At 42.8% G+C, this 12,192-nt stretch carries 10 protein-coding genes; 2 read left to right on the top strand and 8 right to left on the bottom strand.

Annotation, left to right across the window (positions count from 1 at the left end; genetic code table 11):
• Positions 1-670: 670 nt before the first annotated feature.
• Positions 671-1,114 carry a PACE efflux transporter gene (locus tag AAEY80_RS07130; RefSeq protein ID WP_201566615.1) on the top strand — a complete coding sequence of 148 codons (444 nt, stop codon included), beginning with the start codon at positions 671-673 and terminating at the stop codon, positions 1,112-1,114.
• Between the two features lie 124 nt (positions 1,115-1,238).
• Here AAEY80_RS07130 and AAEY80_RS07125 read toward each other — a convergent pair whose 3' ends face one another.
• A complete protein-coding gene (locus tag AAEY80_RS07125; RefSeq protein WP_201566613.1) occupies positions 1,239-2,036 on the bottom strand; it encodes an enoyl-CoA hydratase/isomerase family protein in 798 nt (265 codons plus the stop codon).
• A gap of 352 nt (positions 2,037-2,388) precedes the next feature.
• On the opposite strand from AAEY80_RS07125, the gene AAEY80_RS07120 reads away from it, so the two are divergent.
• Entirely contained in the window at positions 2,389-3,204 is an 816-nt protein-coding gene (locus tag AAEY80_RS07120) for an alpha/beta fold hydrolase (protein ID WP_101211511.1), read from the top strand.
• Positions 3,205-3,570: 366 nt separating this feature from the next.
• Here the strand turns inward: AAEY80_RS07120 and AAEY80_RS07115 are convergent, their stop codons facing one another.
• The 7 genes from AAEY80_RS07115 to AAEY80_RS07085 form a co-directional block, all read right to left on the bottom strand.
• On the bottom strand, positions 3,571-4,671 hold the full coding sequence (locus AAEY80_RS07115) for an HpcH/HpaI aldolase/citrate lyase family protein (protein WP_025650984.1): 1,101 nt from the start codon (positions 4,669-4,671) through the stop codon (positions 3,571-3,573).
• A gap of 84 nt (positions 4,672-4,755) precedes the next feature.
• Complete coding sequence (locus AAEY80_RS07110; protein WP_350588106.1) at positions 4,756-5,955, bottom strand: cysteine protease StiP domain-containing protein; 1,200 nt, start codon at positions 5,953-5,955, stop codon at positions 4,756-4,758.
• Between the two features lie 78 nt (positions 5,956-6,033).
• Entirely contained in the window at positions 6,034-6,852 is an 819-nt protein-coding gene (locus tag AAEY80_RS07105) for an HAD hydrolase family protein (protein ID WP_201566609.1), read from the bottom strand.
• Positions 6,853-6,905: 53 nt separating this feature from the next.
• Positions 6,906-8,171, bottom strand: a complete 1,266-nt coding sequence (locus tag AAEY80_RS07100; RefSeq protein ID WP_201577987.1) for a phosphoribosyltransferase domain-containing protein — start codon at positions 8,169-8,171, stop codon at positions 6,906-6,908.
• Between the two features lie 28 nt (positions 8,172-8,199).
• Complete coding sequence (locus AAEY80_RS07095) at positions 8,200-9,564, bottom strand: NYN domain-containing protein (protein ID WP_101210983.1); 1,365 nt, start codon at positions 9,562-9,564, stop codon at positions 8,200-8,202.
• An 81-nt stretch (positions 9,565-9,645) separates the two neighbouring features.
• Positions 9,646-10,878 (bottom strand): S1 family peptidase, encoded by a 1,233-nt coding sequence (locus tag AAEY80_RS07090; RefSeq protein ID WP_350588105.1) that lies wholly within the window; start codon positions 10,876-10,878, stop codon positions 9,646-9,648.
• Positions 10,879-10,941: 63 nt separating this feature from the next.
• Positions 10,942-12,093 (bottom strand): ATP-grasp domain-containing protein, encoded by a 1,152-nt coding sequence (locus AAEY80_RS07085; RefSeq protein ID WP_350588104.1) that lies wholly within the window; start codon positions 12,091-12,093, stop codon positions 10,942-10,944.
• Between the last annotated feature and the right edge of the window lie 99 nt (positions 12,094-12,192).

Below are 12,192 nucleotides of genomic sequence, written 5' to 3'. Positions count from 1 at the left end.
TTTTATGATTATGTTTGATGATCGTATAAGCAGGCATTTAATCTAAATGGCAGTTACACAGAATCTGGGATGGACTCAATGAGACAGTACTAATAGCCTTTAATTTATTTATTTTAATTTTATTATGCTTATTTTTATATAGTCTTTTTCAGATTTTTGCTAGAAGGTTCATCTCTGCTATAGATGGCAGAAATAGCAAAAGTTCATATAGATTTAATATTTTTAATAGAATGTTGTTACATCATGTGACTCTAAAAGACTTTAAAGACTAAAAAAATCACTAACGCAGTTAAATACTTAACTAAATTTATTGCTAGCTTTATGAACGATAGAGCTGAAATACTCTTTATGGGGTTTAACTTCTATGCTCAAAGTAAGCTGACACAAATCTTAGGTAAACACCCAAAAAATTACTATCTTATTCAAAACTAATCTATTAGAAAAAGCAGGTGAAGGTATCTTATTAATTAGAAATTGGCAACTTAGCAATTCCGAAATGACTCGGATGTGTTTGACATAAGTACTAACTGATTTTTTAACCTATCTTCTGTATAATATAAGTGCAGGCGGAAACCGTGGCTCTGCACTCAATATATCTTTTTTCTCTCGGGACGGACCGATACTTTGATAGGCACTTTTTTGTTTACACTCAAGTGCTTTGGAGTCTTGGTTGATTACTTTATCCCCACTCAAACGTCGTATTCTCTATGTGACTGTTTTTGAGCTTATCGCTATTATTGCTTCTACTCTTGTATTGATGAAACTCAGCGGTGGTGATGCGGCAGAGTCTTTACCGGTCGCTGTGATGGTGTCATTGGCAGCGGTGATTTGGAACTTTCTCTACAATACAGCTTTTGAAGCGTGGGAACGGCGCAAGCAGGTGACAAAGCGCACGTTATTTATCCGCAGTATTCATGCGATAGGATTTGAAGGTGGCTTGGTGTTGATTTGCCTGCCGCTTTATATGATTTGGTATGAGGTTGGCTTGATCAAAGCTTTTATGATGGAGGCGGCATTACTGCTATTTTTTTTGGTTTATACCTTTATTTTTACCTTGGGTTTTGACAAGATATTTACCTTACCGCATCACTATAAGATAGCCTCTAATTCTTAAGAGTTAAAAGTGTCACTTAAAGATATGTTTAATACGGAATTTTCTTGATATCGTATGACCTAAAAAAAGGCTGCCATTAGGCAGCCTTTTTGATGATAGTGCAAAACAGAGTGTGATCAGGTTATTATTTACCTTGATAAACAGGCTTACGTTTTTCCATAAAAGCGGTGATACCTTCTTTAAAGTCATCGGTAACGGCCATCATGTTTTGTTGTTCAACTTCCATATCAAGCGCTTCATTAAGACCAGAAAAGGCATGGACATTAATCATATGCTTCATTGAAGCAAGCGCTTTACCCGGTAAGTTGCTTAGGCGCGTCGCTAATGCCTGTACAGTGGCATCTAGCTCGTCCGCACTAACGACGTTATTTACTAGATTTAGACGTGCGACATCGTCCGCTTTGAGCTTATCACCAAGCATAACGAGCTCAGTGGTTTTGGCAGCACCAATCAATTGATTGAGTAAATAAATACCACCAGCATCGGGAATCAGACCAATATTAACAAAGGCTTGGACGAATTTTGCATTGTCAGCGGCGATACGGAAATCACAAGTCAGTGCTAGATTCATGCCTGCACCAGCGACTGCACCTTCCAATTTAGCAATAATTGGCTTATGGATATTACGTAGCTTTAAGCTCACTTCCGCGACTTCACGTAGCATAAAATCAAGCTTTGCGACCAATGCCTCAGACTCCATACCGTTCTCTAGCATTTCACCGATATGACCGCCACTAGAGAAATTATGACCGCTGCCTTGCAAGACAATCGCACGTACGTCTGCATCGCTATCTGCTTTATCAAGCGCATCCATAATGGCGTTTTTTAATGGCGTGCTAAAGGCATTCAGCGTTTTTGGATCGTTCATAGTAATGGTGGCAATGTGGTTTTCGCTTTTGTACTCGACGAGAGACGGTGACATCTTGGCTTTCCTTAGTTAAATTAGTTAGGTAATAGGCGATTCAAAATAAAGGCTGAGCAGGTTTTGTAACAAATCATTCACTATTGATTACTATAGCAGCTTGCTATGATTATAAAAGCAAGTTTTGTGGGCGCTTAGGACAAATCGCCAGTGTGGTTTAATCTGTCTCGCTATGTTAATTTCTTAGGATGCACCGATAAAAACGGCTCATTCAGAAATAAGACTGTCAACTGAGTGGCTGGTGAATTATGCTAAAAGATCAGTGGAAGAAGTAAAGCGTTAGAAAGGCAGGGCTAAAAAGAAAAAGCAGTCATATGCTTAATTTTTTAATCGATTATACAAGGAAGTTGTTATGCCAACTATTGAAGTCAATAATGCTAATATCAATTACGAAGACAGCGCACCAAACGATACGCAGAAACCTGTCATGGTCTTTGCTCATGGGCTACTTTGGAATACGAGAATCTATGACAAACAAGTCGAGCACTTTCAGGACCGCTATCGCTGCATCGCTTTTGACTTTCGCGGACAAGGCCAGTCGCAAATTACTAAAGACGGCTACGACATGGACACCTTGGCAGATGATGCTATTGCTCTCCTAGCAGCGCTCGATATAGACAGCTGCCATTATGTCGGACTATCGATGGGCGGCTTCGTTGGACAACGCATCGCTATTAGAAGACCAGAGCTGCTAAAATCCTTGACCCTAATAGACACTTCGGCTGATGCGGAAGACCCTGACAATATTCCCGGCTACAAAAAGCTCATGACGGCTATTCGCTGGTTGGGGATGAAAAGGGTGAGTAAAAAAGTCATGCCTATTATGTTTGGTAGTACTTTTTTAGAAGATAAATCGCGTAAAGCGGATCAAAAAGAATGGTTGGCAATGCTCAATGGTAATCGCAAAGGTGGGGTCGTCAAAGCCACGATGGGAGTCATCGAACGCGACGCTATTTATGATCAAATCGATCGCATCACGACGCCTACTCTAATCATCGTGGGCGATGAGGATGTCGCCACTCCTTATGCCAAAGCTGAGCGTATGCACTTCGCCATCGATGGCTCTAAGCTTGCAATAATCAAAGGCTCTGGACATACTTCGACGGTAGAAGAGCCTGAACAGGTCAATAAAGTGCTGAGTCAATTTTTGACGAGCTGTGTATCATAAGTATGACTAGAGCGTGTCCTCAATTCAATTGATCATATCTAAACGGGCTAAAAATGGCTAAATTTTGCCAAACATCGTTAAATAGCTGGTTAATATCCCGATATTATCTGCGTTATTTTCCTTGTTTGACTGCAATTTATCTCATTTTTATCACCATTTTTAAAATGAGGACACGCCCTAATTAGGGCATGCCCCTATATAGTCATTCCACTATAAAAATATTACTGCGTTGACCTCGCTTGAAGTATCACCTATACATCTACACTCGGTTGCCTTGTACTACTTTTAAATTGAATCGACTATACTAAAAAGACGCCGTTATCATTGCTATGATAACGGCGTCTTTGGTTTTGGTATAAGAGGTGCTTACAATCGTGATGTATAGTCACTATTGCCGTCATCGATAGTGCCAAAGGCATCGGCACGATTGACGATTTCGGTCGCCCATGCGCGATGTGTGGCAGGCTCTAGCATCGTATTATTATATTTAAATACCGCTTTGGCTTCGCTATGTAATATGGCTTGCGCCTCATCTAATGTGCTCATTGGCACGCAGTAGGCTTGCTGAACTAAAGCGATTTGGCTAGGATGAATAACCGTTTTGCCGACTAAGCCCAAACTGACGTCGCGAGTCAGCTCTTGCATAAACAGCGTTGGCTGATCTAAATACTCAAAGACCGGTGCGGTGAGATAAAAGCCGTGCGGCACAAAGCAGCCGAGCAGCTGATAAGCAAGCGTGCCGATAGGGGTATCATAGACGATACTGTTCTTCGGACGGCGCAGACGCAGCGCGGCAAACAGATCATTGCCGCCGATGCGCAGCGCAAAGACTGGCTGGCTAAAAGCTTCTTTAAAACCAATGGCCAGTTCTTGATTGTGATGTGGGTTAAATAATGCTGCGGTCTCAAGCGTCGGCATTAATAAATGATCGATGCTGAGATTCTGGCAGGCCATGCGCCAATTGGATAAGCTATACATATCGACTTTGGGCATGACGAAGCCGTCGATGAGATCGATATGAGCGTAGTCTGCCAGTTGTTGCAGCATCATTGGATTGCGCGGACGTATAAAGACCAAGGGCCGCGTGGGATGCTGGTTTTTTTGCTCTGATTGCTGATTCGATTGCTGATTCGATTGAAAGCCAGATTCTCTTGACGGATCATTGATACTATCGACGTGTATCGCCCAAGTATGAAGCAGGGTTTGCAGCCGTGTCAGCGCCAGCTCGACATCATTGTGGCTAACGGCATCTTCTAAGCAGATGATAATGCTATTAATCGTTGGTAATTTATCGCGCTTGATGACTTGCCAGATATCTTGGCGAGTAGCAGGCATATAAAGGCTTGCACCCAGCTGATACGGATGATGGGTATTGGGCCTAACCATCGCATGACGCTCAGTGATGAGATGCGCATAAGACTGGGTATGGCTATAAATGTTTGATTCGTTATTTGGCATATCTGGCATAATCGGCATCGTAAATAGTGATAAATTGAATGGTCGTAAAGGGTTATAAAAGACAGAACGTATGAATTGATCAGCAATAATAGCTTAGCTGTCTTTGCTACGCTGCTTGATCAGCGTGATGGCTTGATAGGGGAGTATTTTAGCACCTAATACCTTGATATTGATATTTCGTTCGGTACATAAATGGCGCAATAATACGGTATCGGGATGATCAGCAGTGGCCAGTAGAATGCGCTCGGGATCGCGGCGTAATATGGCGCGTGTCGCCTCTGCAATCGTCGGCTTAATGCGGTTACGATTGGTGATATTGTAATCTGCAGCCAGCTTATCTATTAAATCAGCAGTCTGATAGCGCGGCTGCTTAAATGTTGGCAAACGTTGCAAAGGTATCGTTAATGCACGTCGTGCAGTATCGATGTGATCGATAAACGTCAAGCTATGATCTGCCTCTACTAAATTATCATAAAAAACACTGCGATGTAGACCTGATTGCGGCTCAGTATAAAGACTACGTGAAATCAGTCCCGACACCGTGCTATTTAATAAACCTGATGGGATCAACCAGTCTTCTTCACTAGCAGCTAGCCATGCTACGCCCGCTGGATCAGCAAGTGTCAGTAGCGGGATTACGTCTTTTCCTTGATGAAAAATATTGGCAAAATTGGGATGGCTAGGGTCACTAAAGACTTCTAAGCTATGAGCAAGCTCTTGATAGATGGCACCTTTACCTGTCCAGCCATCAACGAATACGATGGGGCTGTCTGGGTAAGCGTCCAATATCATCTGTAAAGCGACTGGATCAAGACCGCGGTCACGAATGATACTAATACCGTAATGCACACTTGGCAAGTTATAGTCGCTATCGGTATCTGACCTTTCATTATCTGACCCTTTCTTATCTGATAAGGCACGCTGTAATAATACGCCAACTGGCAAACCTGCTCGTACTAAGCTGACCAATACTAATGGGTGCTCAGCACTAACCGTTTGCTCGAAAGTATGGTGTAACGTATGCGCTAAATTAGCGATATCAGTCGCGGTTCTCGTTGTGCCTTGCTCTAATGCCTGCGCGTATAATTGCTCATGCATGGCTGACGGCGCTTGCTCTAAAGTCAGCATGTCTGAATAGTGGCGCTGACCACTTTGGATCAGTGCTTCTTTTTGGCTAACCGGCACGTCTGCAACCGCGTCTTTATCAACGATATCGAGTAGCACTGTTACATCGCTGGCAAGGTAACTGCCTGAGCCGTATTTATCGAGTTTTTGAATATTGGGAGTGGTCATAGGAGGTTTTTTACTCGTATAAGCTGCTGTCGTTATTGTAATTATTGATATTTGAGAGTTGTTAAGAGCTGAGAATTACTAAGAACTAAGATTGTCGTGCAGTTGACCATGATTGGGCATACCGTACCAGTCTAGCAGTTGCAGAAACGGCAAATCTGCCAGACTGTCACCGAAGCCAAAACTTGGGCGCTGACTATCTAAATAATGGTCTAATAAAAACTGTACCGCATGATGCTTATGTACCGCATGTGGCAGTATCGCGAGGTTGTTAGCGTTTACATGGACATAAAAATCCTGATCAAAATCACGTATTAATGTAGGTAGCTTTTTGGCTAATTCGACTAACGCTTGATGGTCTTTTTGCGCATGCTTAATAGCCAGATAAATGGTTAGCTCTTCATTAACAGAACCATTATTAAAACTATCAATATGCGGTGTAAATACTAGCTGACTGTTATCGTTTCTACTGTGACCCGCGAATAATTGGCTCAGTTGGTTAAGTTTGTCTTGCAAAGGACTCAACTGTTCATACATACGCTGTTGCCATGCGCTTAACAGCTCGCCATTAGCTGTCAAAATAATTGCACCGTGAGTCAAAACTTGCCAACTGTCAAAAGGCAGCTTTACACGTTTGATTTCGCTACGGTCGCGTGCAGTGACCACTATCAATTCGGTACTAGCAAGCAACCAATTAAAGAACGATGCTTGCCGTTGGCTCATAAAGCTTAATGGTTCGGCTTGTTTGTTTACCGTGGCGCAGACTAAGCTTTCAGATTCAGCGGTAGGTAAATCCCAAGCGTCGATCTTACGCTGTGTTTGAAATAGGGTATCGTCTAAATCCATTAAGGCGTAAGGTTTGATAATGTTGGGGCTAGTCTTAAAGAAAGGGGTGGTCATAAAAGTGTCCGTAATAATAGATTTGAAAATCAGAGTATGATTTAGAAGATAGTTCAAAGTGTAGGACTCACCACCAATACATTATCCAAACCTTTCCACATGTCATCAACGCTATCCGCTGATGTCTCTACACACAAGACAATCACATCCCAATCGCTAGGCTCAACATTATAAGCAAAGTTGGTCATACCAAGCCCATAGTTATCGCTAAAACTTAGCATAGTGGTAATCGCGCCACCAAGGGCAATCGGTGAACGTGTTAACGCACTAAAGTTAACGGTAGCGTTTTGAGTCTTCGCCTCAAGCCATTCCGCCAATAAAAATGGCAACCAAACAAACTCATTACTGCCTAATACCAAAATTCGCTCAGGTAATTGCTTTTTATCAAACGGTGCTTGGTTACTGAAACGCGTAAATGCGGATTGAAACTTCGCTAAATAATTATTAAATCCATCTGTGCTATCTAGCGTTGGGAAGCGTCCCCAATTACCAGTATTGCCTAGTGGTTGACTGCCAGCCTCAGTCGTATCGACCGACGGCATAGTAATCGGCTCAGGGTTGGGCGCATCCGCCCATTGCCACGCACCAGATAATAGGTGATGACGATGAAAGTCAATGTTAGGCAAACGTGCAGATATATTGTCGTCTACGTCAGCTTGAGCTTGGTTCTGATTTAGAGACCAATCAACCAAAGTGGTCAGATGTACTTGCTCTAATTGATCAAGCCCTGCGTTACGAAGGGCGGTAACTACATTGACGCAAGTATTGCCCGTTGATGCTTCGTCATCAACCATAATCAATGTTTTGCTCGCTAGTAGCTGTGCTTGGATAGCTTTATCTGCACTTTGATAAATCAGATGCTGGCTAGCGTGACTGTGATCTTCGCTAAAAGTTGTTAGCAAGGTTTCAGAATTATCGTCGTTATGTTGTGCGTGACGGGTAGAGTTCAGTAGTAAGGCATTGGGATAACGCGTTTGTAGCGCTTGATGCACCCCAGCAGATAACCCAACGGCAGTCTCTGCCATACCGATGACCAAAAGTGCCTCGGGCAAATCGCTCGGCACTAGGCTTGCCAAATCAGTAAAAGCATGTCGCATGGTGTTAGGGGCGACTGGAATATGGCGACCTAAGACTTTTGAGACAAACAAAAATGCGCGTTTAGGATTGATGCGCTGCGCAAAGCCAAGCAAGTCTTCTAATTGATAGTGATTGCTTGTTTTTGTTCCATCTTTTGCAGTGGCTGAATTGGTTTGATAAGTTAAATCAAGAGTGCCGCGTGGTAGGGTGATGCTGCGTTTATACATAGTATTAGATATCATGGTATTAAGTATTGTGTTATTTTTAAGATCAGTCATCGCTTATTTCTATCCCATATTTTTCACAAAGATAACGTAGGTCGCCATCTATATTTTGATGCCTTGGCATAAATTGCCATTGTTTGCCTGCTCGGTTTAATGTAAATAGAATCAAACTTTTGCCTGACTTATCTTTTATGTCAAATTCACCTGAAAATAATAATGCATTCTGTTGCTTGTCAAGGATGCTCAGCTGAATAGGTGTTTGTGGAGGATCAGTCGCTAAGTTCTCAAGCTCACTTGATAAAGCAAAGTTAAGTTGTTCAATATTGGCAGGCTGAAGGTTTAGATCACAACTAAATTCAGATATGGACTTCTCAGATTCAAGTTGTTGATCCAGTTCGACTGCACCATCTTCACTATGGGTCTGTCCGTAAAATATCATGTCTTCATCGCCCCGTACTTTTGCAGTGGCATCTACTCTAAACAATACAGCATTGATAGTAGGTGCCGTTGTTATTTTGACAATAATGGGCGCAGCGGCAAAGAGGTTGGATGCTGATTTAGAAATTTGTTTTTCATGAATGGTATTATTAGTTTGTAAGTCTAACGCTGATTTACTGTTAGTCATCACAGGAGATTGTGTAATTTTTTTACTTTTTAATTTAATTAACATAACCTTATTTTCACGGCGCACATCGTATAGACGTAGTGTCGTAATAAGATCAGAGAATTTTTTATAGCCATATTTATCTAGTTTGATATTTTCATGGTTTTTATGAATTTGGCTAGCAATATAAGATAGGTTTGACCAACCATCTTTAGCATTAGGATTTTCATTGATTAGTTTATTTATTACGCCAATAAGATGATTTTGGGTATGTAATTGCTTAGTCGTCCAACGTTCTGATGCAATGTTTGAAGATGGGGTATCATTCTTATTCGGTGTAGGACTGACTGTAATGGAGTCGTTTTTAGCAGTTAATAAATCCTCTACATAAAAGAATTTATCACAAGCCTGTGAAAACGCGCTAACCGTATTACGCTTTCCAAAGCCAAATACTTTTACATGGTTTTTGCGGATACGTAGCGCTAATGAAGTAAAATCACTATCACTTGAGATCAAACAAAACCCATCGTAATTATCACTGTATAGCAAGTCCATTGCTTCTATAACCATGCCGATATCAGTGGCGTTTTTGCCTTTCACATAAGCGAAATGTTGCATAGGGTCGATGGCGTATTTAAGCAATGCTTCTTGCCAACTCTGGATATGCGCATTGCCCCAGTCGCCATAGATTTTTTTACAAGTGACATGTCCAATATTCTCTATCTCTTGCAGAATATGACCAATATTTTTTGCTGAGGCGTTATCGGCATCAATAAGTACGGCTATACTTTTGAGTTTAGCGGTCATCTATTTTCCTTAACACACTTTGTTAAAGTGGCTATTTTTATATTAACTTGATTTTATATTAACTTGCGTTGCTTAGATATTTTAACCCTGACAGCCGACCAGCCAAAGCGCTCCGCGACTTTGTTTACTAAGCTGCGGGGTAGTCAGTGCAGCAGTTGTAGAGCTAGATGTGGTAGACGAGCTAGCCAAACTAATGCCAGCGCTCGCGAGTAGGGCCGATAATAACTGGAACTTCACCGCATAATTCATGTTTTGTGCATGCTCGTGGACGAGGCTAGACGTCACCATGCCGATAACCTCGCCAGTCGGTAGTAATAAAGGACTGCCACTAGAGCCGGGCTGAATCGGTGCGGTAAATTGCATATAACGAATATCATCACTTAAGCCTGTTAATCCTGAGATACAGCCTTGTGTGACTTGTAGCTGGCTACTGAGTCCTGATAGCGGAAAGCCCAAAGTGGTAATGGTCTCGCCCAAGATATCCGAACACTGCTGCGCTAATGGTAGGTGGCAAGCCAAAGGATCGTTTACTCTGATAATGGCAGAATCGCTACCGATATCACTAAGTACCACTTGCGCCTCACGGTCAGGCTGGCCCTGCTGGCGCACACCAATCATCGCCGCCGACTCAATGACATGATAGCAAGTCAATAGATGATAAGGGTCAATAGCAAAAGCCGTGCCTGTCCATGTTTCACCAGCTTGGACTTGGCGGGGCGGGCGAGAGTCGCTATCTGGGTAACCACGCTGCTGCTGCTGCGCCGCTTGAATGAGTGCATGAGTATCTGGCGGACGAATATCAAGACTGACTTGCACTCGTTGCTCAAGGCTTGTCAGTCCTTGGGTCGAGCTTTCACCAAGAGCGCGACATTTAAACTGCCCATTACGCTTGTAAATCTCAAAAACAATAGCGGCTTTGACATGGCGCTCGCTTGCTATGAAGTCATAGTGAATAGCACCATTGTTTAAAGTTAGGCTTATATTTTTTAATTCGACAGCGGGCAAATTAAGTGTCGGCTCCTGATAAGTATAAGCGATTAGTTGTAAGAAGCTCACCCCTTGCGTGTCAAATAACGTGAGTAAATCCAGCTGCCATTCGCTGGGACTGTCATCATCGTCTAGCTTTGCCCAGTCTTTAGGCTCATGCAAATAGGCGGGGCTACAGACTGCCTTGCGCTGCTCATTTAAAGGTAGCCATAATAGTCCAAGCTGCTGCCCAAACCTAAGCGAATTTGAGGTCGTAAAAGCAACAATACAGCGCTCTTGAGTGATCACCGTGTTTGCGCCTAATACTAATGTGGTCTGTGCTGTCATCACCCGCCCCCTCATTGACTTTATAATGGCTCAGTATATTTTTATTATCTTAAGATATTTTACTTATTCAACGATGTCTTCTTCAATTTTTACACTTACCATCAGCGAGCGCACCTGACAAGGTTTAATTTTTTGAGCAATGTTTGCTAACTGTGGCTTGTCCGTTAAGCCCAGCCAATAGGCAAACCCCAGTTGTGTGAGATCGATCCCGCTATGCGCCGTATAACCGATGCCACCAGAAGGGCGACTGTTAATTTCAAGCACACGGTGCTGACCATCATCATCTGCTTTAGTTTGAACACTGACGATACCATCGCAGCCAAAGGCTTTGATTAATGGTATCACCACCTCCATGACGTCCTGCTCGTAACCGACATGCTGGATTTTTCCCGTTTTATGACGAGTAACGGCTGCCAGTACTTCACCATATTCACAGACCACATCGATAGAGTATTCTTGTCCTGATAGATAAGGCATCAGCAGCATAGGAATAGGGCGCTCACATATCATTTGGCTGTTTGTGTAAGCATTGACAAATTGCGCTGTATTAATTTTTTTCTCTTCGGTAAAGTATAAATGCTCAAAGCTATCGTACTGCTCGCCATTGTCTTTGGCCAAATCAAGCCGCCAAAAGCCTTGTGCAAAAATACCCGTGACCGGTTTGACACATAAAGGCTGATGACCATGCTCGCTAAGTAGGGCCTCAAGCTCAGCAGTATTGTCAAAGCGCCACGCGTCTGCCACTGGAATATCGTGGCGATGACATTGCTGCATAAAGGCAAATTTGTCATCGATACACTCTAGGGCTGCGACGCTGGTTGCTCCTGTTAATAAGCGAATACCAACAGCATCAAATGCTTCACGCTGTGCTTCATAATCGATACCATTACGACCAGTCAATAATACTTTTACATTGTGTTGCTTGGCTTGCTCCAGTACAAACTGCCAACGCGGTGTGACGGGTTCAAATATGACTTGCTCATCGCTGTCGAGCGCCGTTGCAGACGGCTCAATATATACGCTGTCGGCAAATTCAAAAATCTCGGGTCTGTCATGGCGGTGTGAGGCGATGATATTAAAGGGCGAGTGCGTTTGTGCTTTTAGGGCTTGCAAGCTGGCTAACATATCGCGTTGGCTAGACTGACCTTCGGCCAACCAAGCAGCTGGCGTTATAAGGTTGTCATTGGCAAGGCTATCGTTAGCAAGGTTACTCATAATTCTCTCAGCATTATTATCAATGTTATAGATAAGGGTTATAGGTATTGGATAACTGGGTGTGATTGTCGCACGTTTCATATCAAGATGGTCAATACT

Source organism: Psychrobacter sp. 78a-MNA-CIBAN-0178 (genome assembly GCF_040309625.1).
GTDB lineage: Bacteria > Pseudomonadota > Gammaproteobacteria > Pseudomonadales > Moraxellaceae > Psychrobacter > Psychrobacter okhotskensis.
Note: the sequence above shows the minus strand (reverse complement) of the source record. Positions and strands in the feature narration are given on the sequence as shown.

Bases quoted from the DNA above. Each gene is read 5' to 3' on its own strand.
- AAEY80_RS07125 (WP_201566613.1), bottom strand. From the start codon at position 2,036: ATGTCACCGTCTCTCGTCGAGTACAAAAGCGAAAACCACATTGCCACC.
- AAEY80_RS07100 (WP_201577987.1), bottom strand. From the start codon at position 8,171: ATGATATCTAATACTATGTATAAACGCAGCATCACCCTACCACGCGGC.
- AAEY80_RS07105 (WP_201566609.1), bottom strand. From the start codon at position 6,852: ATGACCACCCCTTTCTTTAAGACTAGCCCCAACATTATCAAACCTTAC.
- AAEY80_RS07115 (WP_025650984.1), bottom strand. From the start codon at position 4,671: ATGCCAGATATGCCAAATAACGAATCAAACATTTATAGCCATACCCAG.
- AAEY80_RS07090 (WP_350588105.1), bottom strand. From the start codon at position 10,878: ATGACAGCACAGACCACATTAGTATTAGGCGCAAACACGGTGATCACT.
- AAEY80_RS07085 (WP_350588104.1), bottom strand. From the start codon at position 12,093: ATGAGTAACCTTGCTAACGATAGCCTTGCCAATGACAACCTTATAACG.
- AAEY80_RS07120 (WP_101211511.1), top strand. From the start codon at position 2,389: ATGCCAACTATTGAAGTCAATAATGCTAATATCAATTACGAAGACAGC.
- AAEY80_RS07110 (WP_350588106.1), bottom strand. From the start codon at position 5,955: ATGACCACTCCCAATATTCAAAAACTCGATAAATACGGCTCAGGCAGT.
- AAEY80_RS07095 (WP_101210983.1), bottom strand. From the start codon at position 9,564: ATGACCGCTAAACTCAAAAGTATAGCCGTACTTATTGATGCCGATAAC.